This is a genomic window from Mesorhizobium sp. INR15 (genome assembly GCF_015500075.1).
Taxonomy (GTDB): Bacteria; Pseudomonadota; Alphaproteobacteria; order Rhizobiales; family Rhizobiaceae; genus Mesorhizobium.
Genome location: NZ_CP045496.1, coordinates 4,993,622 through 5,017,609, shown reverse-complemented (window position 1 = coordinate 5,017,609; position 23,988 = coordinate 4,993,622). Strand labels below are relative to the sequence as shown.

General features: G+C 60.9%; 23 protein-coding genes. 6 read left to right on the top strand and 17 right to left on the bottom strand.

Annotated elements, in window-relative coordinates; translation table 11 throughout:
* Positions 1-231 precede the first annotated feature (231 nt).
* From GA829_RS24510 to GA829_RS24465, 10 genes are all read right to left on the bottom strand, one after another.
* Complete coding sequence (locus GA829_RS24510) at positions 232-429, bottom strand: hypothetical protein (protein WP_195175170.1); 198 nt, start codon at positions 427-429, stop codon at positions 232-234.
* Between the two features lie 183 nt (positions 430-612).
* Entirely contained in the window at positions 613-2,274 is a 1,662-nt protein-coding gene (locus tag GA829_RS24505) for a DUF3987 domain-containing protein (protein WP_195175169.1), read from the bottom strand.
* On the bottom strand, positions 2,255-2,467 hold the full coding sequence (locus tag GA829_RS24500; protein ID WP_195175168.1) for a hypothetical protein: 213 nt from the start codon (positions 2,465-2,467) through the stop codon (positions 2,255-2,257). The genes GA829_RS24505 and GA829_RS24500 overlap by 20 nt, the downstream gene beginning before the upstream one ends.
* 150 nt (positions 2,468-2,617) lie before the next feature.
* The gene (locus GA829_RS24495; RefSeq protein WP_195175167.1) at positions 2,618-2,824 is read right to left on the bottom strand and encodes a helix-turn-helix transcriptional regulator; all 207 of its coding nucleotides are present in this window, start codon (positions 2,822-2,824) and stop codon (positions 2,618-2,620) included.
* Between the two features lie 66 nt (positions 2,825-2,890).
* Entirely contained in the window at positions 2,891-3,400 is a 510-nt protein-coding gene (locus GA829_RS24490) for a hypothetical protein (RefSeq protein ID WP_195175166.1), read from the bottom strand.
* Complete coding sequence (locus tag GA829_RS24485) at positions 3,400-4,626, bottom strand: site-specific integrase (protein WP_258051892.1); 1,227 nt, start codon at positions 4,624-4,626, stop codon at positions 3,400-3,402. Before GA829_RS24485 ends, GA829_RS24490 begins: the two co-directional genes overlap by 1 nt.
* A 273-nt stretch (positions 4,627-4,899) precedes the next feature.
* On the bottom strand, positions 4,900-6,150 hold the full coding sequence (locus GA829_RS24480) for an O-antigen ligase family protein (RefSeq protein WP_195175165.1): 1,251 nt from the start codon (positions 6,148-6,150) through the stop codon (positions 4,900-4,902).
* Entirely contained in the window at positions 6,147-7,682 is a 1,536-nt protein-coding gene (locus GA829_RS24475) for an undecaprenyl-phosphate glucose phosphotransferase (RefSeq protein ID WP_195175164.1), read from the bottom strand. Before GA829_RS24475 ends, GA829_RS24480 begins: the two co-directional genes overlap by 4 nt.
* 258 nt (positions 7,683-7,940) lie before the next feature.
* The gene (locus GA829_RS24470; protein WP_195175163.1) at positions 7,941-9,071 is read right to left on the bottom strand and encodes a glycosyltransferase family 4 protein; all 1,131 of its coding nucleotides are present in this window, start codon (positions 9,069-9,071) and stop codon (positions 7,941-7,943) included.
* A gap of 10 nt (positions 9,072-9,081) precedes the next feature.
* Positions 9,082-9,645, bottom strand: a complete 564-nt coding sequence (locus tag GA829_RS24465; protein ID WP_195175162.1) for a polysaccharide biosynthesis/export family protein — start codon at positions 9,643-9,645, stop codon at positions 9,082-9,084.
* 258 nt (positions 9,646-9,903) lie between these two features.
* On the opposite strand from GA829_RS24465, the gene GA829_RS24460 reads away from it, so the two are divergent.
* Positions 9,904-12,231: a GumC family protein gene (locus tag GA829_RS24460; RefSeq protein ID WP_195175161.1), complete on the top strand. Its 2,328-nt coding sequence runs from the start codon at positions 9,904-9,906 to the stop codon at positions 12,229-12,231.
* Between the two features lie 59 nt (positions 12,232-12,290).
* Here the strand turns inward: GA829_RS24460 and GA829_RS24455 are convergent, their stop codons facing one another.
* Positions 12,291-13,520, bottom strand: a complete 1,230-nt coding sequence (locus tag GA829_RS24455) for a GNAT family N-acetyltransferase (protein ID WP_195175160.1) — start codon at positions 13,518-13,520, stop codon at positions 12,291-12,293.
* An 89-nt stretch (positions 13,521-13,609) separates the two neighbouring features.
* Here GA829_RS24455 and GA829_RS24450 point away from each other — a divergent pair, with 89 nt between their 5' ends.
* Entirely contained in the window at positions 13,610-14,668 is a 1,059-nt protein-coding gene (locus tag GA829_RS24450; protein WP_195175159.1) for a polysaccharide deacetylase family protein, read from the top strand.
* A gap of 25 nt (positions 14,669-14,693) precedes the next feature.
* On the opposite strand, the gene GA829_RS24445 is transcribed toward GA829_RS24450, so the two are convergent.
* Together GA829_RS24445 and GA829_RS24440 are read right to left on the bottom strand one after the other, a co-directional pair.
* On the bottom strand, positions 14,694-15,098 hold the full coding sequence (locus GA829_RS24445; protein ID WP_195175158.1) for a hypothetical protein: 405 nt from the start codon (positions 15,096-15,098) through the stop codon (positions 14,694-14,696).
* A gap of 168 nt (positions 15,099-15,266) precedes the next feature.
* Complete coding sequence (locus GA829_RS24440; RefSeq protein WP_195175157.1) at positions 15,267-15,482, bottom strand: DUF2842 domain-containing protein; 216 nt, start codon at positions 15,480-15,482, stop codon at positions 15,267-15,269.
* Positions 15,483-15,637: 155 nt separating this feature from the next.
* Here GA829_RS24440 and GA829_RS24435 point away from each other — a divergent pair, with 155 nt between their 5' ends.
* On the top strand, positions 15,638-16,729 hold the full coding sequence (locus tag GA829_RS24435) for a COX15/CtaA family protein (RefSeq protein WP_195175156.1): 1,092 nt from the start codon (positions 15,638-15,640) through the stop codon (positions 16,727-16,729).
* A gap of 11 nt (positions 16,730-16,740) precedes the next feature.
* Here the strand turns inward: GA829_RS24435 and GA829_RS24430 are convergent, their stop codons facing one another.
* From GA829_RS24430 to speB, 4 genes are all read right to left on the bottom strand, one after another.
* The gene (locus GA829_RS24430; protein ID WP_195175155.1) at positions 16,741-17,076 is read right to left on the bottom strand and encodes a hypothetical protein; all 336 of its coding nucleotides are present in this window, start codon (positions 17,074-17,076) and stop codon (positions 16,741-16,743) included.
* Between the two features lie 83 nt (positions 17,077-17,159).
* The gene (locus GA829_RS24425) at positions 17,160-17,999 is read right to left on the bottom strand and encodes an aminoglycoside phosphotransferase family protein (RefSeq protein ID WP_195175154.1); all 840 of its coding nucleotides are present in this window, start codon (positions 17,997-17,999) and stop codon (positions 17,160-17,162) included.
* Complete coding sequence (argC, locus tag GA829_RS24420) at positions 17,999-18,925, bottom strand: N-acetyl-gamma-glutamyl-phosphate reductase (protein ID WP_195175153.1); 927 nt, start codon at positions 18,923-18,925, stop codon at positions 17,999-18,001. The genes GA829_RS24425 and argC overlap by 1 nt, the downstream gene beginning before the upstream one ends.
* 38 nt (positions 18,926-18,963) lie before the next feature.
* Entirely contained in the window at positions 18,964-19,968 is a 1,005-nt protein-coding gene (speB, locus tag GA829_RS24415; RefSeq protein ID WP_195175152.1) for an agmatinase, read from the bottom strand.
* Between the two features lie 241 nt (positions 19,969-20,209).
* On the opposite strand from speB, the gene GA829_RS24410 reads away from it, so the two are divergent.
* The 3 genes from GA829_RS24410 (at position 20,210) to GA829_RS24400 (ending at position 23,958) form a co-directional block, all read left to right on the top strand.
* Positions 20,210-21,484, top strand: a complete 1,275-nt coding sequence (locus tag GA829_RS24410; protein WP_195175151.1) for an acyltransferase family protein — start codon at positions 20,210-20,212, stop codon at positions 21,482-21,484.
* An 84-nt stretch (positions 21,485-21,568) separates the two neighbouring features.
* On the top strand, positions 21,569-22,627 hold the full coding sequence (locus GA829_RS24405) for a glycerophosphodiester phosphodiesterase family protein (protein WP_195175150.1): 1,059 nt from the start codon (positions 21,569-21,571) through the stop codon (positions 22,625-22,627).
* A gap of 89 nt (positions 22,628-22,716) precedes the next feature.
* Entirely contained in the window at positions 22,717-23,958 is a 1,242-nt protein-coding gene (locus GA829_RS24400) for an MFS transporter (protein ID WP_195175149.1), read from the top strand.
* The last annotated feature ends 30 nt before the right edge of the window (positions 23,959-23,988 follow it).

The following is a 23,988-nucleotide window of genomic DNA, read 5'->3' as shown; positions in this document are numbered from 1 at the left end:
CTGTCTACGTATAGCGCCCTGCGACGTGTTTCCGCTGTATGGACTATAAAAGGCGGCTCGTTTTGCACCGTCAAGGGTTCGTTCGAGCGGCTTCTATGGCACCACATATTGTGTGTCACATGGGCCGCAAACGGGGACATATAGGCGGCAGTTACAACCTGTTAATCATTTTCCCTGCAGTATCACGGTCGAGCGCTATCAGGTGTTTGCGTTGGCGCGCCCATCATCTTGCTAGTAGAAATCAACCTGGCTGACGTAAATCGTGCCGTCTTCCTGCTCGATCAGGATGACGAAGCCCGCCTGTGCGGTTGCGGATTCTGTGGTGACTCCGATGACTCGGCATGGCGACCATCGAGGGGCGGCGTTCATCATCCTAGTCATGTATTCACCGTCGAATGGTTCTATCGGCATGTTGGTGGCGTTGGTCACTGTGGTGTTCTTTCATTGGGTGTTCTCCTCGATTGCGTGGTGCCCGGAATGGGCTGGTTTATTTGTCACCACTTGCACCTTGCGCGCCACACGCTTTGGCGAAGTACCCATTGGATAGTAAAAAAGAGAGATTTTGACTATGTGTATAGTGCGCAATGCGCGAGTGGTGACAAGTAGGTTAGCTTAGGCAAGAGTGCCGCGGATCAACTCACGAACTGCGGCGCGTTCTTTGGCGATTGTAGCTGCTTGACCGGCGAACTTCAGGTGAACGCGCGGGTTGACGTTGTAGTGCTGCGTTGTTTCGTTTCGTATTAAAGGCCTCGGGTCGATCCATGCGTATCCGTCAAGGCGCCCGAGCACTCTGTCGACCTCCCATGAAGCGGCCTGGCGTATTCGCCGTGTCCCGTGCCGGACCAATGATCGCGACGAGACCTCAGTGGCGAGGTTCGCATTGGTGAGGATGGATCCGGCTGCCTCGGTCAGCAGATCGTGCACGTCAGTAGCGCCGAGCACATTGACGTGCAGCGCGATTGCATGGGGAAGCAGGTAGTCATGCAACAGCGTGCGCGCACGCTGGGCAGTGTCGAGACTTACTTCGCGCGGAAGGTCTCCTGTGGCGTTTTCAATCAAGTGGATCAAGAGCGCCAATCGTGCGAACAGGCCATCGAACTTTCCAACATGGGTAGCCACACGCTTGTTGACGGACTGCCAACGCCGCTCAATCTCCCGGTGTTCGGCGGCGAGGTCACTTCTAAAAGCCTGTGCCTCGTCATCAAATTTCAGGCAAGCTCCAGCCAGGAAGCGCGAGCGCAGTGCGTACAAATCTTCCACCAGCTTGCCGTACACCGCATTGTCCAACGATGCTGGCTCGTCCCTATCTTCACCGGTAGGGGCGAGCATGATCGGGAAGATACGCTGCAGTAGGCCGTCGTCGGACATGCTGTCAGCGATCTGCCGCAGCGGGTCGGGCTGGATACCGCCGAGCAATGAGATCGATACGTTCGGCACCCAGATCGAGCCGCGGCCGATCCTGTCGACGCTATAAGGAACGCCACCAAAGGACTTCAGCCAAAAGGCTCGGTCTGCACCTGCTCCTTTCGCGCCCGCATACTTCTCCATGCGAGCGAAGAAACCTGACAACTCATCATCAATGAGTGCGATTCCTGCCTCGTTGTTCGACAGAATCTCGGCTACCTTTTCAGTCGACGCATCCTCGGCAATTACGCGCTTGGCTATGGGCTGCGGCGTGTCTTTCTTCGTATCCTTGGGAAGCGCGTTCCATGCCCGCATGGCATCGCGGTGGTCTGCCTGCAATATCGCCTCGATTTTGCGAAGAGGAGCGGACGCGGCGCTGATTATCGGAGATTTGCGCGTTGACGGTTCGCCTACCGCTACCGTCCAGATGCGGGCGGACTCTTGCCAGGTCTCGTGTCGCTTGACCTTCAGTGTGATGCTGTCGGGGATGGCTGCTGCGCAGACTGTCATAGCCGCCATTGCTAGCCCTCCCGCATCAGCACCCATCTGATCTGCGCGGCTTCGTGCAAACGCATCGATGATCGGTGGAAGCACGCCCAAGGGAAGGCTTGGGCTGGTAGCTTCTGCCCACGGGTCGACAGGATCTGGGTTGTTATCGTTGTTGGCTATCGGCGCCGCCACAGGAGCGTCTGACGGCGACAGGTAGTCCATCACCGCGAAGGCAACTCCATGTCCGGCTTTGCCGTGCTTGTCGAAACGGACATGGCCGCCCGCGCCGACCACCTTGATCACCGTCCCGTGCCCCAACTCGGGATGTTCGACCCGATCGTCTACTTTGTAGTGACAGGTGTTAGCGGATGGTGCGGTCATGCGGCATTGGCTCCTTGAGCGCGGCCACGGCCGCCTCTGCGATTTCGTTGACAAGTGTGCGGCTGAAGGTCACGACGCGGCCACCGAGGGCATTGGGACCGAAAACGGCGTAGTTGCCGTCAGGTCGCTTCGAGATTTTCAGGTTAAACACTTTGATGTCGTCGCTGATTTCGATATCGGCGCGCGCAATCACGTTGCCGAGGCCGGGTGGCTCGGGTCGAATTGATAATACTCTCAATTGATTGGTCCTATTTCAGGGGTCAGGTGAAGTGAGCCGGTTGGATCCGGTGCTGTTGGATGCGCTAGGCGGCGTGGATCGGCCGCGATTGCGGGCTGGATTTGGTTAGGCCGCTGCCGCCCTCGCAGGAGAGTTATCGTTGGCGCTTCGCCGATTTGCGGCAAGCCAAGTGTCGAGGTCTTCGGTGCGGTAAATTACAGAACTGCCGAGCTTGATGAAGGTGGGGCCTTGCCCCCAGCACCGAAGTTTGTCGAGAAGCGATTTTGACAATCCGACGTATTGCGCTGCCTGCCGTACGCGAATGTTTGCCATGCGTTTACCTCCGTGCATGTTGTTGCAGGAGGTAGATAGAGGGTACTATGTCACATTAAGAGAAGGTCATTCTTGTGACAGTTCGCGAGCCGCTTTTTCCGTGGCTCGCGTAGCGATGATTTTGTATGGCAGTACACGCATGGCATCGGGCGGCGAGGCGGGTATTGAAAGCACATTTTTTAAACTGCCCTCCTTGTGCCCGGTACGTTTGGAAACTCTTCGCGCGGCTTCGCGGTTGCTAATGCCAGGGCTGTTGCGAAGCTCCTGCTTCATCAACGAGCGCTGCGACCAGTTGCTCCAACCTGATGGTCGCCCTCCGATGCCGCTCCTCCCGTTGCGATCCACCGGCGTCTCGATCTGAAATGCCGGTTCGTACTCAAGAGCGAGTTCGATAGCCAACTGTCGCCACCCTTCGATGGTTGGCTTTAATCCGTTACGGGATGATAGAAGAGCCTCTAATCGTTCTGCCACCTCGGGCAGAATATCTTCCGGAAGGGTCTGTGGCCCGATCTGAATGGGGGGGCGGCCAAGAACCTCGACCCATGCCGGTAGATAGTCCTCTGGATCGTCTGCCATTACCTGCCTCCGATCGCGACGGCGATCTTATCGGCGATAGCATTCGCCGCTGCGCGTGTTGGGTCAACATGGAGATGAGCGTAACGTTGTGTCGTGGCGGCGTCCGCATGACCTAGTAGCTTGCCGATGGTCAACAACGACATGCCGTCACCTGCGCCAACGCTCGCGAAGGTATGCCGAAGGTCGTGCAGATGCACATCAGCAAGCCCGGCCCGGCCCGCAATCGCGGCCCATGGCTTCTTTAAATCGGTGCGCGGCTTCTCGTCCTCGGTGGCGGCAGATTGGCCAGCGACAACATATTTGCCGACGCGAGGCAGGCTGTCCAATTCGGCTTGTGCGGCGGCGGATAGAACCACTGTTTTTCGACCTGTCTTGCTGTCGGGAAGGAGCAACAGCCCCCGCTTTTCATCATATTCGGTCCAACGCAGATTGAGGATTTCGCGTAGGCGGCAGCCCGTAAGCATTAAAAGACGGATAGCGCCCGTCACGTGCGGGCCGTAGACGGTGCGGTTTTTCTCTTTGGGTGCGTGCTTGCTATCGGACGCCCTGTGCGGAATGCCGACTGTTTCAGCTTCGCGAAGTGCATCACCAAGGCGCGCCATCTCGTCGTCGGTAAGGTAGCGTTCGCGTGCCTCTTCCTTGTTGCGGTCGATCCTGGCGGCAGGATTCATGCCCTCTGGCATGTACCCGCGCTTTGCACCCCATACGTAGGCGGCCGATAGCAGCGCCATTGCACGGTTGGCGCTGTAGCGAGCCCTCTTTGACATCTTGTCGTGTGCTCGCTGGACGTCGGTGCGGAGTACGGCAATTGCCTTCACGGATCCCAGGAAAGGCTCGATCTGCGTCTTCAGCGTTGTCTTGTAAAAGGCGCGGCTGGATTCCTTCATCTTCTTGCCGGCGATGTAGGCTTCAACAAGTTCTTTGACCGTGCTGCTGGCGCGCTCATCCGAGCGGTTCTTTGCGAGATCATTGCCTAGCGCCGCGTTGGCGATAGCCTTGCGCGCCGCCTCACGCGCTTCATTCGCCTTCAAGGTGCCTACGCGGCCGAGCTTCAGCCGGCGCTTGCTACCGCCAGATACCGGCCGGAACTCCGCAAACCAGGTGCCGACACCAGACGGCATTCGATAAAAACCGAAGCCGGTTAGATCGTCGTCCCAATAGAACTTTTGTTTGTTCAGTAGGGCCTCATCCATGATCTCGGCCACCTTGTCCGCCGTAATCTTCATACCCGCCCCATCCCGTTTTATAGCCACATTGTAGCCAGCATATTGGAGTGGGAAGGAATAAAGTCAAGCGGGCCTATGTTGCACATCGTTGCAATTCTGCGGTTCTTGGCAATATTGTGCAACGCTAGGAATGGCTATAAAACAGGTATTATAAGACTGGGGGTCAAGGGGTCGTCGGTTCGAATCCGGCCACTCCGACCAATTCGAAGCAGGACTTCCCCCGAGTCCGCATTGGCCGCAAGTTCGGCCACATCAATCAGATCGTGGATCGTGTTAACCGCTCGCTTCGGTGAGCACAGGCCGTAACTGCCGTTGATGACGGTATTCCAGCGCGATCGCACCCCAGATCAGTCCGAGCAGCAGATAGACGTGGCGCCAGTGGTCGATGTCGATGAAGGTGCCGAGCCCGATATTGCCGATGAAGGCGACATAGGCACACAGAAGATAAGGCTGCCACGGTCGATCGCGCAAAAGGATGCGGAACCCGGCTGATATCGTCCACAAGGTGAGTGTCAGGAACGATACGAAGCCAAGCCAGCCATAGTCCATCAGCGTCTTCAGCCAGATGTCGTGGGTGTCTTCGCCGAAAATCGTGCCAAACACGAGCGGGCCGATGCCGAACGGGTGTTCCATCGCCATCTGGAAGCCGATCGAATAGCGCGCGAAGCGGCCAAGGCGTGCGGTGTCGTAGCTTTGTTCGAGATGCGCACGGTTGGAAAACATCTCCGACACGCCGGGCAGTTGCAGGATGACGAGGATGGCGATGGCCAGCAGCGACAACGCCGCGATCGTCATCACCACCACGCGCAGCCGGAACATGCCGCTGGCGCTTTGCAGGAACAGGCATCCGGTGAGCAGGACCGCCGAGACAGCGAACATGCCCCAGGCGCCGCGCGAGAAAGAGAAGAAGATCCCGGCCGTGATGATCAGCAGCGGCACCGCCAGCAGCGGCATGCGCGAGATGGGGCCGGTCAAAAGCAGGTAGAGCAAGTAGATGCCGGGCAGAACCAGGAAGGGCCCGAACACATTCGGGTCCTGGAAAGCACCGGCGGCGCGATCATATTTGGTGAACATTTCCGCGCCGGGGAAAGCATGGAAATAGCCGGCGATGCCGAGCAGCGAGGTTATCACCGCCGAAACGACATAGGCGAAGAAGATCAGGCGGTAGAGGCTCGGCTGTACGGCTGTCACCGAAGCGAAGAACACGGCGGTGAAAGCAAGAAACAGGGAGACCGCGAGATAGAGCGGCGTGTTCGCCAGGTTCGACATCTGCGTCATCGAGATCATGCCGCCGATGTTCATCGTCACCAGAAGCACCAGCAGCGGCATGGCGGCGCGGGATACCCGCAAGCCGAAGAGTGCCCACACGGCAATGAGCCCGGCCATGTAGAGCTCGTAGGGCGCCGGTTCGCTGATGACGAAACCGGACAGGAATATACCGAGGAAAACCGCTCCTGATGAAATCAGCGCGATCAGCTTGGCGTTGACCGCCGCGCGCGGCAGCTCATGGGAAATCGCGCTCAATAGGCGTTTTCCGTGTTGAGCAGCCGGACCGGCGTCAGGAACAGGATTTGCAAGTCGAACAGCAGCGACCAGTTCTCGATGTAGTAGAGGTCATACTCCGTCCGCATCCGGATCTTCTCATTGGTGTCCATCTCGCCGCGCCAACCGTTGATCTGCGCCCAGCCGGTGACACCTGGCTTGACCTTGTGGCGGGCGAAATAGCCGTCCACGACTTCGTTGTAGAGGAGGTTGTGCGACTGGGCGGCAATCGCGTGCGGCCGTGGCCCGACCAGTGACAGCGAACCCAGCAGCGCGTTGAAGAATTGCGGCAATTCGTCGATCGAGGTCTTGCGGATGAAGCGGCCGACGCGGGTAACGCGCGGATCGTTCTTGGTCACCGTCTGCTTGGCTGTCGGATCGGATTTGTCGGTGAACATCGAGCGGAATTTATAGACTTCGATGATCTCGTTGTTGAACCCATGCCGCTTCTGGCGAAACAGCACCGGTCCTTTGCTGTCTAGCTTGATGGCGATCGCGGTTGCCAGCATCACCGGCGAGAACACGACGATACCGATGATGCTGAAGATGATGTCGAAGGCGCGCTTGGCGACCGAATCCCAGTCGTTGATCGGCTTGTCGAAAATATCGAGCAACGGCACCGCGCCGATGTAGGAATAAGAGCGCGGGCGGAATTGCAGCGCGTTCGAGTGCGCCGAAAGCCGAATGTCGACCGGCAGCACCCAGAGCTTCTTCAACAGTTGCAGCACGCGCGCCTCGGCGGTCAGCGGCAGCGACACGATCAGCATGTCGATGCGGGCAATGCGGGCGAACTCGATCAGGGCTGAAATGGTGCCAAGCTTGGGATAGCCGGCCACGATCGGCGGTGAGCGCTTGTCGCCGCGATCATCGAAGATGCCGCAGATGCGGATGTCATTGTAAGGCTGCTTTTCAACCGAGCGGATCAAATCCTCGGCCGCCTTGCCGCCGCCAACGATGACGGCGCGCCGTTCCATGCGCCCGTCACGCGCCCAGCGCCGTATCAGCTTCGACATCACCAGCCTGAGACTGAACAACACAACGAAGCCGAGGACGAACCAGGTGCCGAACAAAAGCCTGGAATAGTCTTGCGACATCTTCATGATGAAGGCGGTCAAAGCCATCAAGGCGAACGCGCCGGCCCACGACAGGAAGATGCGGCCAAAATTGGCGATTGGACGCATCAACGACACAACCTGGTAGCAGTCGGAGACGTCGAGCAGCACAACGGCTAGAAATGACGCAGCGGCGATCGTCAGCGGATACTGCCATGCCAGGTAGTTGAAGAAGCCGACATAATGGAAATAGGCGGCGAGGCCGGCCAGGAACAGGACCGAGAATTCGACCAGGCGTAGGACGCCGCTGACCATGACCGGCGACATCGTATCGCGCCGATATTGCGAGGCGACCTGACGGGCAACATCGTTCATGCCACCAGCCGCATCACCATCGGCCGGGCCGTCGAATTTGCGCACCGCATCCATTGAAAAGCGGTGCGGGGGGTCGATCTCGTTCATAGGAACCATCCGCGAGCTTACCTCACGTGAATAGCAAAAGAGAGCTAAAAAACCCTTGAAGCAATGGATGGTTTTGGAACGGCCTTGGCTCAAAGCTAATAAAAAGGGTAGCTCAACTGGAAATACATCACGACCTGGCAACGGTCTGCCCAGGCATCGTATCGGCGTATTGTTGCAATTCCAGGAAGCTTGTGGGCCGGCTGCCGGCGCTGAACTCAGGGCTGGCTGGCAATCACGCGTATGCCGGCGCCTCAACGTCTATCTGTTGAGTGCGGAGAAATAGGCTTTCTCGATCTCGGCCGCCATCACGTCGGCGCCGAAGCGTGCCTTGAGGTCGATGGCGTCAGGCATCAGTTTGCTGTAGGCATCGAGACCGGCCAAGGCGTCACGCATCTTGTCGGCGAGCTGGCGTGGGTCAGGCCAGATTAGGGCCGGGGAGCCGGTTCCGAAAATCTCCGGTATGCCGCCGACAGCGGTGGCGATCATCGGCTTTCCGGCAGCCAGCGTTTCCAGAACGATGTAGGGCATGGCCTCGGCACGCGAGGGAACGACGACAAGCCCCGCCAGTGCGAAAGCCTCCCTGGCCGGCATTGGCGCCAGGAAGCGGACGTGGCTATCGAGCCCCAGGCGCTTGACCTGGGCATGGTAGCGGGGCAGGTCGTCACCATCGCCGACCATCACCGCGCTCAGCGCGCGGCCAAGGCGGGGGCCCGCAAGCGCCAGCGCATCGATGAAAATATCCGGCCCTTTGAGGTCGCGCATCATGCCGATGTAAAGCAGGTCGGCTGCATCGGGCCTGCTCAACACCGGCTCGAACTCGGCCGCGCGCAGGCCGTTATAGACCAGCGTGTTCGGGATTGGCGGCTCTCCGACTTTCTTGCGATACGTTCGTCGTTCATAGTCGGAGACAAACAGCAGGCAATCGGTGAAGCGGGCCATGAAGCGCTCAAGCCCGAAGAACATCTTTCCCGTGGCGGTGTTCTCGTCATAGTGAAGGGAGCCGCCGTGCGGCGAATAAAAGCGGGCTACGCGAGACCTTGATACCCGCAACAATGAGCCGAACAGACGGGCATAGGCGCCACCCTTGGCGCCATGTCCATGAATTACGTCCGGCCGCAATTCCTTGATGATCCTGTAGGTGCGCCAGGCCGAGGCGAGGTCGCCCGGGCCGACATGGCGCTGCATGGGTGTGCGATGAATGCCGAGCGCGAGGCTGTCTTTCATCTGCTCGAACAGATGTTCCTCGAAGTCGCCGCCGGTGCGCGAATCGCAGACAATGCCGATGGAATGGCCCGCCGCGACTTGCGCCGCGGTCAGGTCGCGCACGTGCCGGAAGATTCCTCCGACGGGTGAGCGAAAGCAGTGAACGATCCTGAGCTTGTCGGCCACGTGGTGTTCGTCAGAACAGACGTTCGCGAACGTAGACAGTATCGCCAGGCAGCAGCGGGTCGGAGGTGACCACCCGGCCGGTCATCACCTTGCCGTTGATGTCGCGGGTGATGTCGACGCTCTCCTGGTTCGCTCGGGCCGAGAAGCCGCCGGCAATCGCAACGGCCTTCTGGACCGTAAGGCCCGGCACATAGGAATATTGGCCGGCCGCGCCGACTTCGCCCATGACGAAGATTGGCCGGTATCGATCGATTTCGACCGACACATCTGGATCGCGCAAGTAGCCTTTTCTCAGCTTGTCAGCGATTTCCTTTTCCATTTGCTGGGCGGTGTGGCCGCGCGCCGGCACGGCGCCGACAAGCGGGAAGGAAAGATAGCCGGACTGGTCGACACTATAGGTATTGGTCAGGCCTTCCTGCTCGAACACCGTAACGCGGATGCGGTCGCCGGCGCCGAGACGGTAAGGCTGGTCGAGCACCTCATGGAAGGCGGCCGGGGTTGGCCGGTAGCTGGAGCAGCCGGCAAGCATCGATACGGCAAGCAGCGCGCGGAGGAGGGGAGCAGTGCTTTTCATGACCGGACAGGTACCTTCGACTGGCCGCTTTTGCGCTGCGGCAAACTTTAAGGATCGGGGTCCGTTATCATCCTGTTAGGGTTAATGGCCGGTAAAGGGAGCGGTCGTTCCGGAGGTCGCCGACAAGAGTTTTTGTCAATTTGGGCTTCTTGTTTGCTTCCTGTCAGTAAATCCTAACGAAAACCTACCGTGATCTTAACGGCTGAGTTACCATAGTTGTTTACGGTGTTTCCTGATCCAGTATCGGAGTAGGGATGTATGTCCGTTCAATCCGCGGCCGCAGATGTCGACGTTGATCTCAGGCAGCTCTTTGCCAGCCTGGCGCGGAACTGGCTGCGCATTCTCGTTGTCGCGCTGGTTGTCACCGGTCTTGCCTTCGCGTTGGCCTGGCTCGCCAAGCCGCACTACAAGGCCGAGACGCGGCTTGTGATCGAAACGGGCGAATCCGCCTACACGCGTCCCAATGGCGCCAACGACAACGACAAGCCGATCCTTGACGAAGAAGGGGTGGCCAGTCAGGTCCAGGTCATCTCTTCAAGCGATATCCTGAAGCAGGTGGCATTGAAGCTCAATCTGTCGCGCTTGCCTGAATTCGACGAGGCCGCCAACATGTCGGCGCTCAGCCGGCTCCTCGTTATCGCCGGCCTCAAAAGCGACCCCCAGGAAATCCCGGCGGACGAACGCGTGCTGAAAAAGATGCGTGAGAAACTGAATGTCTACAGCGTCGAAAAATCCCGCGTCATCGCCATCGAGTTTTCCTCTCAGGATCCCAAACTCGCCGCCAGCATCCCCAATGCCATAGCCGAAGCCTATATCGCGGCCCAGGGGGCCGCGAAGATCGATTCGAATTCCGCCGCCACGGCCTTTCTCGGGCCGGAGGTTGCTAACCTGCAGAAGCAGGTGAAGGACGCGGAAGCAAAGGTTGCGGCCTTCCGCTCGCAGTCCGACCTGTTGATGGGCGGCAACAATTCGGTGCTGGCCACCCAGCAGCTGTCCGAATTGTCGACGGAACTGTCGCGGGTCCGCGCCAATCGCGCGGCGGCGGAAGCCACAGCCGACAGCGTGCGCAAGGCGCTGCAGAATGGCGGCTCGCTCGATGCCGTGCCTGAAGTGCTTTCTTCCGATCTGATCCAGCGCCTGCGCGAGCGGCAGGTTGAGCTCAAGGCCAACATTGCCGATCTGTCGACGACGCTGCTCGACAATCATCCGCGCATTCGGGCGTTGAAGTCGCAGCTTGCCGATCTCGACAGCCAGATCCGCAACGAAGCGCAAAAGGTCATGAAGGGGCTGGTGACCCAGGCGCAAACCGCCCAGGCTCGCGAGAACCAGCTTATCGCCGACGTCAACACGCTGAAGGCCGAATCGGCACGCGCTGGCGAACAACAGGTTGAGCTGGATGCGCTGCAGCGCGAGGCGAACGCCAAGCGACAGCAGCTAGAGACATACCAGGCCAACTACCTGGCGGCGTCTTCGCGCAACGACCGCAAATATGTGCCGGTGGATGCCCGGGTATTTTCCTGGGCGCAGGAGCCATCCGAGCCATACTTCCCGAAGATCATGCCGATTGTTGGCGCCGCCTTCGTCGCATCGCTGCTGATCATGGCGATTGCAACGCTTCTGAGGGAGCTGTTCTCGGGCCGTGCCATGCGGCCGGCCACCGGTGCCCGCTTCGAGCGGATCGATGAGGTGGCAATGCCAGCTGTCCATCAGGAGCCCGCTGCCTCACAAGAGCCGGCTGCATTCCACGAAGTGGCAGGACATCCGTCCGAAACCCAGCCCGAGCCATATGTGGCCGTTGACCCCTATGGCGCAGCCGAACGCTATGCCGCTGCCGCCGTGCCATATACGGCTGCCACGTCAAATCCAGCGCCAACGCCCTATGCTGCCCCAATGCCCTACGCGGCAAAGACGCTTGATACAGCCGTGATGCCGGATGCCGCGGAGCCGGTGCAAACAGCCGCCAAGGCCGAACCGGCGCGTCCCACGCTCGGTGAAATCGACATTGAGAAGGCTGCGGAAAAGGTGATCGCCAGCGGCGCGGCCCGTGCCATCTTCGTTTCGCCTGAAGGCGATGACGCAGCCGCGTCGGCGGTCCTGGTGGCACGCGAAGCCTCGGACGCCGGACTGCGCGTGCTGTTGCTTGACCTGACGGCTTCGGGCGCCGCCTCACGGCCGATGCTGGACAGTGGCCTGTTTCCCGGCATCACCAATCTGCTGGCCTCCGAAGCGCAGTTCAGCGATGTGATCCATGCCGATCTCTATTCGGACTGCCACGTCATCCCGGTCGGCACCGCCGACCCGGTCCGTGCCATGCGTGCCGCCGACCGCCTGCCTATTATCATGCAGTCGTTGACCACGGCCTACGATCTGGTGGTGGTGGAATGCGGACCTGCCGACGCACAAGGCATCGGCCGCCTGGTTGGCGATGCCACGGAGGTCTTCCTTTCCATGCTGGAACCCGACGAAGAGGTGGCGCAGGCCGCGGTCAAGCTGATCGAGAATGGCTACCCGGACGTGACATTGGTGACGCCGGTCGGCTACGAGACGCCTGGCGCACCAGCACCTGGGCATCGCTCGGCTGCCTGAGGCGGAACGACCGAACACCGCCCTGATTTCTATCCGGTTCTATTGGATACGGCTCGGTTCTAATTGTCGTCCTCGGCGGGAGCCGCCGAGCGCTGGCCAGCCGCCTTGCGGCGCAGCATCTTTGTCAGCTTCCAGATGAGGGGGCTGTTCTTGATGAAGGCTTTCAGACGCGCCGCTTGCCGAAGTCCCAGCGCGAGCATGCGTCCCTTGAGGGTCAGCGGAACCAGAACCTCGAAATGCTGTGTTTCGATGTCGCACCATAGCCGTTTGTAGGGCTCGTCGCCGACGGAGAAATCATAGACTTCAAAGCCGGTTTCACAGGCTTCCAGGATGTTGTCGAAGAACAGGAAATCGCCTGGGCTGGTGTGGCCGAGATCGTCCTCGGCGATGGCGCCGAATTCGCAGATGAGGCGCTTGCCACAGCGGCTTGATCCGGTGATGGCTCGGAGCTTGCCGGCGACCTCGAGCCCGTGCAGCATGAAGGACGGCTTGTCCTCCGCTAGGGCTTCGGTGAACAGCACGCGAAAGAACGCGCGTACTTGATCGTCGCCGAAGACATTGGCGATGCCCATTTTACGGAAGCGGAATTCCTTCATCTCGAAAAAGGCATCGAGAAGCCTGTTCACCTCGTCCATCGTGCCGGCCGCGATGCGTCGGTGGCTGCCGACAACCTCGAACTTGCGCGTCTGTGAACGGTGCTTCTTGCGCTTGCGTTTGCCGCTGGCGCGGGAGAGCAGCGCATCGAAGCCGCCGATCAGATCGACGGCCAATGACAGGTTGGGGCTGGCGAAGTGAGGAAGCAATGCCAGCGGATTGGCGATGCCATCGAGGTCGGGAAGCAGCCGCTCCAGCGCCACAAGATCGATATCCGGGCGCGCCTTGGCGATTGCGCTCAGCACCGACCGGATAGCCGGCATATCCGCTTTGGCCAGCCAGTCAGCGTCCGCGGCGGCGAAATTGCCATTGGCATGGCGATCGCTCATGAAGCGCGCGATTCGGAAAGGCCCGCTCTGGGTTACCTCCAGTGCCAATGAAAACACCGGCATGTCATCGACGCTCAGCATCGCCAGGACCACATCCGGCCGCACCTGTGTTGCCCAGTTCAAGATCCAGGCAGCACTCTGCGCCGGGGCAAACAAGGCCGTGCGGCAGAACTCGGCATAGGCCGGAAGGCCAGCAGCGGAAACGACGGATATCGACAGCCCGGCCTGATCTCGCGGCAGTGCGCGCGACGATGCTTCGGTGGCCGCGAGCCGAATGCCGTCAAATGACGCAGCGGCGTCAACCATACCTCAATCCTTAGGGCGTATTGATCGCAATTTGGGGGTTCGCGTAGGCATTAGGTGCTTGCATTAGCCTAGGCGCAAAAGGTGAATGAATGATCGACGGAGGCGAGGCAATCCGGAAACTGGCGCTGAATGTCGCCCGCTATACCGGCCTTGCACCGCTGGCCAAGCCGTTCATTGGCGGCATCGGCGCAATCCTGATGCTGCATCGCGTGACCGCGACGCCGGAAAAGCCTGATAGCGTCAACCGGCATCTCAATATCGCTCCTGAATTTCTTGACGCCGTCATCGCCGACATGAAGGCGCAGGGCTATGCATTCGTCTCAATGGACGAGGCGGTAGAACGCATCAAGGCGGGTGGCAAGGGCGGCCAGTTCGCGACGATCACCGCCGACGATGCCTATCGTGACAACATGACCGAGGCGCTGCCGGTGCTTGAGAAGCATGATGCGCCGATCACCATCTATGTCGCGCCCGGCCTGATCAATGGTACCGCCGATCTGTGGTGGGATGTGGTCGAGGACATTGTCAACGCCAGTGGCCGACTGACACTGACCACGCCCGCAGGCCCTGAGGCGATCGACTGCTCGACTCCGGCCAGGAAGCTTCAGGCGATCGCACGTCTGCATGCCTATCTTACCACCGAGGTCCCCGAGAAAGACCTGCGCACTGTGCTGCGCGAACTCGCGCGTGCGAATGGCGTTGACGCGGACGCCCCCCGCGTCGCAACGCTGATGAATTGGAGCCAAATCCGAAGCATCGCCGCGCACCCCCTGGTGACGATCGGTGCGCATACGATCAATCACAGCAATCTGAAGCGCCTTTCCGAGGCAGATGCACGCCATGAGATCGGCGACGTCAGGCGGATGCTGCAAGCCGAACTCGGTGAGGAACCGCGCCATCTCGCCTATCCCTATGGCTATGCCAGCGCCGTGGGCTGCCGCGAGGTGGGATTTGCCCGTGATGCCGGCTATATCTCGGCGGTGACGACGCGCCACGGCGTCCTGCGCGCCGAACATGCGGGCTTCCTGCACGCCCTGCCACGCATTTCGGTCAACGGCCGCTATCAGAGCCTTGCTCACATCCGCACGATGCTGTCTGGCGTGACGACGCCGCTGGCCAATGCCGGCAAGATGCTCGTCACGGTCTGACTACCCGCGACAAAGCGCGGCTCTGTCAGCATTTATGGAAATACCGATAGGTATCCGGTGCGCTCATCCACTTGAAGTCGGGTGTGAGGCCGCCATGTGCATTGATCCACCCTTTGATATCGGATGCGTAGGCGCGCCACAGCAGGGCGGTCATATCAGTGCGATGCGCGGTATGGAAACCGAAACTCGCCGCCGGCGTGACACAGATCCGGCTGCGTGGAATGTAGCCGAGCAGAACAGTGCACGCCGACTGACATTTGCCGACGATGCGTACATCGACACCGCGCTTTGCGTTGGCCTGCCATCGTTGGCTATATGCGGCAACGCTGCCGCCATGGTCGTCGGAAACATTGATGGTTTCAGCCGCGGCGAATGTTGCACTGAGCAGCGCAACAGCCAAGACCAGTCTGGGGAGAATTCCGTTCAGCATGCCTGCCTCGGTGGGGCGGACGTTCCATGCCATCAAACGCCTGTTGACGGCGGCAGCCGGACATCGCCTTCACAACCAATAGTCTCTTGTTTGCCGCTCCCCGAAATCACAATCGCGTTTGTGAGCCCGGCACCGGGCTGGCGAAAACGAGGACTGGCGGCGGAAGGCTCAGCGCTTGGGCCGTGGCTCCAGCATCAGCCATTTGATGATGCCCATCGCCGGCAGCACCCACAGCAGGCCGCTGAGCAGAAAAAAGCTGAATTGTACGAAAGGGCCGGACTCCGACAGCCGGGCCACGGCGAAAATCGATGCGATCAGCGCATAGACGATCACCAGCGCCACCAGCAGGAAGGCTCCGATCAGTTTCTTGACGCGTGTGTGCATATGCGGGCGGTCTCGTTGATTGCTATCGATTAGGCCGAACGGAAGATGCGTGCAACCCGCCTGAAGCGGCGCGACGGCGTGCCGCGCCGGCTGGTCTTGCCAGCCGGATTGCGATGGTTCACCAATCCGCGAACTCAACCTGCCGGAAAAACACCATGGCTGCCATCTCAGTTGCCGCGCCTTTCGTGGACCGCGACCGCGACCTGCACAACCGGGCGCTGCTGCGCGGCTGGCTCTATGTGGTGCTTCTGGTGCTGTTTGCGCTGGTGCTGGTCGGCGGCGCCACCAGGCTTACCGATTCCGGCCTGTCGATCACGCAATGGCAGCCGATCCATGGGGTCGTGCCGCCATTGAACGACGCCGAGTGGCAGGAGGAATTCCTGCGCTACCAGCAGATTCCGCAATATGCCGAGCTCAACAAGGGCATGAGCATCGAGGCCTTCAAGTCGATCTTCTGGTGGGAATGGGCGCATCGCATCCTTGCCCGCAGCGTCGGCATGGTCTTCGCCTTGCCGCTGCTGTTCTTCTGGGCGACGCGCCGCATCGAGCCTGGCCTCGCGCCCAAGCTGGCCGGCATTCTGCTTCTTGGCGGTCTGCAAGGCGCTATCGGCTGGTGGATGGTGGCGTCCGGCCTCGTGGACCGGGTGTCGGTCAGCCAGTACAGGCTGGCAACGCATCTGACGCTGGCCGCACTGATCTTCACGGCAACCATGGTGGTGGCGCGAGGCCTTGCGCCACACTCCGAACCCGCCGCCGATCGCTCGACTCAGCGGTTGGCCGGCTTCATCGTGCTTCTGGCACTGATCCAGATTTACCTTGGCGGCCTGGTCGCCGGGCTGGACGCCGGTTTGAGTTACAACACCTGGCCGTTGATGGATGGCAAGTTGATCCCCAGTGATCTGCTGATTCTCGAGCCGGCATGGCGCAACTTCTTCGAGAGCCCGAAGACGGTGCAGTTCATCCACCGGCTCGGCGCCTACACGGTGTTTGCCGTGGCGCTTTGGCATATGATTGCCACACGTCGGCGGTTGCCGGGCTCAACGCATGCTCGCCGCGCGGCCTTGCTGTTCCTTTTGGTGCTGGTGCAGGCCTCGATCGGCATCGGCACGCTGCTGATGCATGTACCGCTGCATATGGCGCTGACCCACCAGGGTTTTGCGCTGGTCGTGCTGGGCTTTGCCGCCGCGCATTGGCGCGGCACCAAAGGTGCTTACCCGTTGCCGGCTGAAATCTCTCCGAGGGGCTGAGTTCTGTCCGATCACATCCAGAAGGCGTTCGACGGCGTCGTCTTCTCACCGTCGAATTCGGCCTGACGCAGCGCGGCTGCGGATGGCGTGGATTGGCCTTGATCCGCTTTTGCGGCCTTGTCGGCGGCTTTGGCTGCGTCAGCGGCCTTCAATGCATCAAGCTTCGCCTGCAGTGCCGCGATATCCTGCTGCTGCTTGGCGGCATCAACCTGATCCTGAGCTGCCTTGGCCTGATCCTTAAGGGCTTGGATCTGCTTTTCGAGCGCGGCTTCCTGAGCCGCGTTGTCGGATGAACTGGGTGCGGAATACTGCTGTGCCTGCGAGGAAGCCGAAATCGCACCAAGCATGACAAATCCTTTGTGAAAGCCAGGACCTATCAGTACCCAATCATGGTGAACAAATCGTTAATTCCATCATTTGGCGCGTCACATCAGAAGCTTCTCCGTACCGCCCGGATCGCCAGGGTGATCGACAATTCACGAGTTTCATCTGGCTCGTTTTTGTCCTCATGATGCCATGATGACGACAGGCAGCCCCAGGCGATTGCGTGATCCAGGATGGCCGCCGGCGTCTGGCCCAGTGTCCCGGCGAAGACCTCGGCCATGTGGGCGATGCGCTCAGGATCGCTGCAAAGCTCGTCACGGCCGGGCGCGTTGAAGAACATGTTCGCCGCGTCGAATCCGGGGTCGCCCAGAACGCCTTTCGGATCAATGGCCAGCCAGCCGCGCGGTCCATGCAGGATGTTTTCGTGGTGTAGATCGCCATGCAGCGGCTTGATCTCGTGCGGATTGGACAAACGCCGCTCGGCGATATCTGCTGCCTCGACATAGGGACTGTTTTCGCCGGCATCGCGATCGGCTCTGGCCTTTTTGAACAGGCTGACGAACCGGTCCCGAAGCGGCTGCAGGTCAGGCGGGAAGGGATGCCTGGACGGTGAGAACAGCCTTGCCATCACCTCGGCGGCAATCCCGGTCGCGGCATCGTCTCCCTGTCGATGGAGGACATCCGACAGCAATTTGTCACCGGCATATTCGAGCAGCATGCTGTGACCGTCGCGGCCAAGCAGCCGCACCGCGCCTTCGCCGCGCCGCCAGGCCAGATAGTGCTCGCCGCGTAGCTCGTCTTCGACATCGTCGAAGGGTTTCAACGCCTTGACGATCGCCGGTGAGCCGTCGGCGAGCAGCACCTTCCAGATGCGGCTCGAGAACGTCTCGGCAATGAGTTCAGGCGCGCTGACACGCCAGCGCGTTGGGAAGATCGGCTGGTCCATTAGAGGCCGAGCATCAGGTCCATGTTCTGCACGGCGGCGCCCGAAGCGCCCTTGCCGAGATTGTCATAGACCGCCAGCAGCAGCGCCTGTGCCCGGCTGTCGTTGGCGAAGACATAGACCTTCATCTTGTTGGTGCCGTTGTAAATCTCGGGGTCGATCTCCGGCATGCGTTCCAGATGCGCATAGGGCGCCACCTCGACCACGCCGTCCTTGATGCCGGCGAAATGGTCGGCGATCGCTGCGTGCAAATCGGCGCCGGTCGGCACACGGTCTAAACCGCCGAGTTGCAGCGGCACCACGGTGATCATGCCTTGCGCGAAATTGCCGACCGCCGGCTGCATGATCGGATCATGCGAGAGCTTGGCATAGGCCCTGAGTTCCGGCACGTGCTTGTGCTGGAGCGTCAGCCCGTAGGGCAGGAATTCCGAAGCATTCTCGCCCTTGGCGACATAATCCTCGATCATCGGCCGGCCGCCGCCCGAATAGCCGGAAATGCCGTTGACGGTGATCGGGAAATCCGCCGGCAAAAGCCCGGCCTCCACCAGCGGACGCAGAGTGGCGATCGGCCCCTGCGGCCAGCAGCCCGGGTTGGCGACGCGCTTCGCCGAGGCGATGGTCTTTGCTTGCGCTTTGTCCATTTCGGCGAAGCCGTATTCCCAGCCCTTGGCGACACGATGCGCGGTCGAGGCGTCGATGACCTTGGTGGTGTCGTTGCTGATCAGCGACACGCTCTCTTTCGCGGCGTCGTCTGGCAGGCACAGGATCGCGACATCGGCGGCATTGAGGAATTCGGCGCGGGCGGCCGTCTCCTTGCGACGTTCGGTCGGAATGGAGATGATTTCCAGATCGCCGCGTTCGGCAAGCAGCGCCCTGATCTGCAGACCAGTGGTGCCGTGTTCGCCGTCGATGAAGATTTTCGGTTTCATTGCCTGTCGTTCCGTCTAAATGCCAAGAGATTTCAAAGCTATATGCCGTGACCGTGATTCGTTGCGGCATGATGATTGCCGTTGTTCATCTCTTCCTGCCGGGCTTTCCGTTCAGCCAGCAGGCCGAGATATTGCATCGCCACCATCGAGCCTGCGATCGCCGTTATATCGGCGTGATCATAGGCCGGTGCAACCTCCACGATGTCGGCGCCGACAATATCGATCTGATTGAGCTGGCGCAGCGTCGACAGGATCTTGGCCGACGACGGTCCGCCAGCAACCGGCGTCCCGGTGCCGGGTGCATAGGCAGGGTCGAGGCAGTCGATGTCGAAGGTGAGATAGGTCTTCTTGCCGCCGGTGCGGTCCACGATGGCGTAGGCGATGTCGGAAGCCCGCATCTCCTCGATTTCGTAGCCGTAAAGGATCTTGATCCCGAATGTATCCGGCGCATGGGTGCGGATGCCGATCTGGATCGAACGGTCGGGGTCGATGATGCCTTCCTTGACGGCGCGCCCGACGAAGGAGCCGTGGTCGATGCGTTTGCCGTCATCCGGCCAGGTGTCCTGATGGGCGTCGAATTGCACCAGGGCGAGCGGCCCGTGAATCGCGGCATGCGCCTTGAGCAGCGGCCAGGTGACAAAATGGTCGCCGCCCAGCGTCAGCAGGAACGCACCCGATTTCAGGATCTTGGCCGCTTCGCGCTCGATGGTGCCCGGCGTCTTCTGATGATTGCCCGAGTCCAGCAGGCAATCGCCATAGTCGACCACCGCGAGGTGTTCGAACAGCTCGCGCGAAAACGGATATTGCGGGTCATTGTCGAGGATCGCCGAGGCGCGGCGAATCGCCTGAGGCCCGAAGCGGGCGCCCGGCCGGTTGGTGACGGCGGCGTCGAAAGGGATACCCCACACCACCGCGTCCGCGCCTTTCACATCCTTCGTGTACTTGCGCCGCATGAACGACAGTGCGCCGGCATAGGTCGGCTCGTACGACGGCCCGGTCTTGGAGCGAGCGGTAAAGGCGTGATCGATCTCTTTGTTCGGCATGCGGCGGTCTCCTTGCGTCGAAGCGCATTCTTATTGGACATTATTTTCAGAAATGCGACCCCTGCTGAAAACCTCGGCCGGCGGCGGCCAGTCACAAATTCTTGCTCTCCGGCACATGTTTCCTTGGTTTTCGCATCTGGCGCCCGACTGGCGCGGATATTGCGATGTCGACCGCAAGGCAGGTCTAAACCCATATGCGGTCCCATTCCGGGACGCTGGGGCGGCCCGGAGCGGAACAGCCATGCGGGCGCCAACACTGGAAATCCCGCGATCGCAAGACGCGACGGGCGCGGCACCGGCTGTCCGGTTCGAAGCGCTCGACAGCTGGCGCGGCCTGGCCGCGATCATGGTTGTCCTGTTTCATGCCCAGATCGTCAGCAACATCAGGCTGTTCGGCCTGGTCCGGTCGGGTGAGGCCTTCGTCGATTTTTTCTTCGTTCTGTCGGGTTTCGTCATCGCCCATGCCTACCTGCAACGCCTCTCGACACCTCGGCACGTCGCGACGTTCTTTATCCTGCGGCTTGGCCGCCTCTACCCGCTCCACATCTTCATGCTCGCGCTGTTCGTGCTGTTCGAAATGGGCAAGGCCTTCCTGCCCGGCCTTGGCAACGCAGCCGATCCGGTCTTTTCGGGCACCAACGACCCGTCCTATCTCATCAGCAACATGGTTTTCGCGCAGGCGCTATGGCCGTTCGATCAGCTCAGCTGGAACACACCGTCGTGGAGCATATCGGCCGAGTTCCTCGCCTACGCGCTGTTTGCTTTGGCGGTATTTCTGCAGCGAAGCCGGCTCGTGTTCTGGCTGGGCTTGGCCATTGTCGCGGCACCCGTGGCGCTGGCTGCTCTTTCGGCAGACGGGATGGGAGCTGTCAGCGGGCTCGGCGGCCTGCGCGCGGTCTACGGCTTCTCCGTCGGCGCTCTGCTCTACATTCTCTTCAACAGGTCGATCCTTCGGCAACACGCGACGACCAGCCTGCGCCCGCAGCCCGGCTTCTGGACCGTGGCCGAGGGCGCGGCATCCGCAGGCGCGATCATGATTGCCTGGAAGACGCATGCAACACCATGGGCCTATGGTTTGCCCTTCGTCTTCGCGCTGGTGGTCGGTGTTTTCGCTGTCGAGCGCGGCCATCTTTCGCGGCTGCTCAAGCTGCGGCCGTTTGCGCTGATCGGCCTGCTCTCCTATTCGATCTATATGACGCACATGTTCCTCCAGCTGCGGCTGCTGAACGTTGCTCGCCTGTCGGACAAGGTTTTCCAGACCTCCCTCATTCAACAGGTCGGGCACACCGAGCGCTACGGCGCAGGCATCGACACCGGCAACCTGTTCGTTGGCGATCTCATCATCGTCGGCGTGGTGCTGGTGACGGTGGCATTCAGCTATCTGACGTATCGCCTGATCGAAAAGCCTGGTCAGCGGATGTCCCGCCGGATCGCCGAGCGCCTGCTTGCATCGCGCGAATTCCGTCGCGGCCCAGCCATGAAACAGGTTGAACCGGCGCTGGCCAAGTCAGCTTAAGCCACGGCCGATAGCCGGCTTCGTTCACCGGCCTGTCACCGGCATCGCTTAACCGGGCTGTGATCCGGAACGGAGCGATTCCCGATGCGAACGATCTGGCTTGGTCTTCTTCTCGCCGCGACGCTGACGGCCACAGGTGGCCATGCTTCCGCAGCTGAAACGCGCGCCGGCCAGATTCTCGATCGATTTGAACATGCCAACCAGTGGTGCGACCACGTTCTGGTGGCGGCGCACCGCGCCGGCGGCATGCAGGCCGGCAAGACGCGCTACCCCGAGAACTCGCTTGCGGCGGTGGAAGGCTCGATCGCCATCGGCGCCGAGATTGTCGAGGTCGACATCCGGCGTTCGAAGGACGGCCAGTTTGTGGTCATGCATGACAGCTGGCTCGACCGCACGACGACCTGCAAGGGTGAGGTGCTGCAGCACACCGTGGCTGAACTGAAGACCTGTAGGCTGCTCATTGAAGGCAGCGGCATTGCCACCAATGAAACGGTCTCGACACTGCGCGAAATGCTGCTGGCGACCCGGGGCCGGATCCTTATCAACCTCGACAACAAACTCGAAGTCGGAGACCTCGCCGGCATGATCTCGGTTGCCCGCGACCTGGGGATGGCAGAGCAAGTGATCGTCAAGGAAAACCTTTGGAATCCTGCGCGGATCGCCAGTGTGAAGGCGGCAATGGACAAGATCGGCGGCGGCTTTCAGTTCATGCCGATCCTCGCCGACGACGCTGTCCATGATGCCGGTTTCGCCGAGACGGTCGACCGGGCTTTTTCGATGCACGCTGCCGAGCTCATCAATTGGCGGGCCGGCGCGGAGACGCTGACCGAGACCGGCGGGCCGCTGTTCAGCCCGCGCATGCGCGCTGCGGCGGTGCGAGGCAACTGGCATATCTGGGCCGACACCTACGCCATCGTCAACAAACCGGGCGGTTTCCTATCCGGCGGCCGGGGCGACGAACTGGCTGTTCAGGCGAGCCTGCCGCGTGAGACGTATGGGTTCTGGGTTGAGCGCGGCGCGACCATCATCCAGACCGACGAGCCGAAAGCGGCGATCGACTGGCTGACGGCGAACGGCTACCGCGTACCCTACGTCGCGCCATCCGAGCGCATCGAGCCCGCGGCGACCGCCAGCATCAATTGAAGATTGCTGGCCATTCAGGCCGGTGTTCGACACTTGCCTCATCCTCCTGACAGAAGGCTGTCAGGACGACAGGGTTACGGTGCTGCGTCATGACCTTGAAACAGCCCGCCAGAAACTATGCCCTCACCGTGGCCGCCACCAGCCTGGGCTTCGTGGTCGTGCAGCTTGATGTCTCGATCGTCAACGTCGCATTGGCAAGGATCGGTTCCGCCCTGTCGATGGGTGTCGACGGGCTTCAGTGGGTCGTCGACGCCTATACATTGGCCTTCGCCTCGTTGCTGTTGACCGGTGGTGCGTTGGGCGACAGGATGCCGTGCTCGCTGGCACTTCTTAACCGCGCCTATGCGTCCGACAATCGACAACGAGCCCGCGCCGTCGGCTTGTGGACGGCGGCTGGCGGAATAGCACTGTCCGCCGGACCCGTTCTGGGCGGCTTCATGGTCGCTTCGCTGGGCTGGGCCAGCATCTTCCTGGTCAACCTGCCGGTCGGTGTTTTCGCCATATGGATGGCCTGCCGGTTTCTCGACGAGACACCGCGCAAGACCGATAGACCGCCGATCGACTGGGCCGGGCAGGGGCTTGCCATCCTGACGCTGTTCGCGCTCACCGGCTCGTTCATAGAAGCCGGTCCATTTGGCTGGAGATCGCCGCTGATCATCGTTGGTTTGGCAATCGCCATTGTTGCCGGCATTGCTTTTCTGGTGGTCGAAAGCAGGGCACGCTCGCCGATGGTGCCCCTCGATCTTTTCGCCCGGCGCGTGCCGGCAGCGACGAGCCTCGTTGGCCTGGTTGTCAACCTGACACTCTACGGCACGATTTTCATGCTCAGCCTGTATTTCCAGCAGGAGCGGCACTACTCACCGCAGCAGACCGGGCTCGCCTTCCTGCCATTCATGGCAGCGGTAACCGTATCCAATGTCGCGGCCGGGCGGATCGCCGGGAAATATGGCGCGCGGTTGCCGATGGCCGCCGGTCTGCTGATCGGTGCGGCGGGGTTCGGCCTCATGGCGCTTATTGATACGGACACGTCCTATGCGTCCTTGCTCTGGCGCTTGCTGTTTCTTCCCGTTGGTATTGGCCTTGCGGTTCCCGCCATGACGACAGCACTGCTGTCTTCCGTGCCAACGGCGGTGTCAGGCACCGCATCAGGCGTCCTCAACACGGTGCGCCAATCGGGTGGCGCGATCGGCGTCGCGCTGTTTGGCTCAGCCCTGACGATGGGCACGATAGACGGCATGCGACTGGCTTTCCTAGCCTCCACGCTTGCCGTGGCCGGATCGGCTGTCTGTGCATTCCTGTTCATTCGGAGCACCGAAGCTTCCGCTGGATGACCGGAAGCCCAACGCAAAAAGGCCGCCCGA

Bases quoted from the DNA above. Each gene is read 5' to 3' on its own strand.
- GA829_RS24445 (WP_195175158.1), bottom strand. From the start codon at position 15,098: ATGCTGAACGGAATTCTCCCCAGACTGGTCTTGGCTGTTGCGCTGCTC.
- GA829_RS24495 (WP_195175167.1), bottom strand. From the start codon at position 2,824: ATGGCAAACATTCGCGTACGGCAGGCAGCGCAATACGTCGGATTGTCA.
- GA829_RS24460 (WP_195175161.1), top strand. From the start codon at position 9,904: ATGTCCGTTCAATCCGCGGCCGCAGATGTCGACGTTGATCTCAGGCAG.
- speB (WP_195175152.1), bottom strand. From the start codon at position 19,968: ATGCCGAACAAAGAGATCGATCACGCCTTTACCGCTCGCTCCAAGACC.
- GA829_RS24440 (WP_195175157.1), bottom strand. From the start codon at position 15,482: ATGCACACACGCGTCAAGAAACTGATCGGAGCCTTCCTGCTGGTGGCG.
- GA829_RS24505 (WP_195175169.1), bottom strand. From the start codon at position 2,274: ATGACCGCACCATCCGCTAACACCTGTCACTACAAAGTAGACGATCGG.
- GA829_RS24455 (WP_195175160.1), bottom strand. From the start codon at position 13,520: ATGGTTGACGCCGCTGCGTCATTTGACGGCATTCGGCTCGCGGCCACC.
- GA829_RS24400 (WP_195175149.1), top strand. From the start codon at position 22,717: ATGACCTTGAAACAGCCCGCCAGAAACTATGCCCTCACCGTGGCCGCC.
- GA829_RS24490 (WP_195175166.1), bottom strand. From the start codon at position 3,400: ATGGCAGACGATCCAGAGGACTATCTACCGGCATGGGTCGAGGTTCTT.
- GA829_RS24405 (WP_195175150.1), top strand. From the start codon at position 21,569: ATGCGAACGATCTGGCTTGGTCTTCTTCTCGCCGCGACGCTGACGGCC.
- GA829_RS24430 (WP_195175155.1), bottom strand. From the start codon at position 17,076: ATGCTTGGTGCGATTTCGGCTTCCTCGCAGGCACAGCAGTATTCCGCA.
- GA829_RS24450 (WP_195175159.1), top strand. From the start codon at position 13,610: ATGATCGACGGAGGCGAGGCAATCCGGAAACTGGCGCTGAATGTCGCC.
- GA829_RS24465 (WP_195175162.1), bottom strand. From the start codon at position 9,645: ATGAAAAGCACTGCTCCCCTCCTCCGCGCGCTGCTTGCCGTATCGATG.
- GA829_RS24435 (WP_195175156.1), top strand. From the start codon at position 15,638: ATGGCTGCCATCTCAGTTGCCGCGCCTTTCGTGGACCGCGACCGCGAC.
- GA829_RS24410 (WP_195175151.1), top strand. From the start codon at position 20,210: ATGCGGGCGCCAACACTGGAAATCCCGCGATCGCAAGACGCGACGGGC.
- GA829_RS24425 (WP_195175154.1), bottom strand. From the start codon at position 17,999: ATGGACCAGCCGATCTTCCCAACGCGCTGGCGTGTCAGCGCGCCTGAA.
- GA829_RS24485 (WP_258051892.1), bottom strand. From the start codon at position 4,626: ATGAAGATTACGGCGGACAAGGTGGCCGAGATCATGGATGAGGCCCTA.
- GA829_RS24475 (WP_195175164.1), bottom strand. From the start codon at position 7,682: ATGAACGAGATCGACCCCCCGCACCGCTTTTCAATGGATGCGGTGCGC.
- argC (WP_195175153.1), bottom strand. From the start codon at position 18,925: ATGAAACCGAAAATCTTCATCGACGGCGAACACGGCACCACTGGTCTG.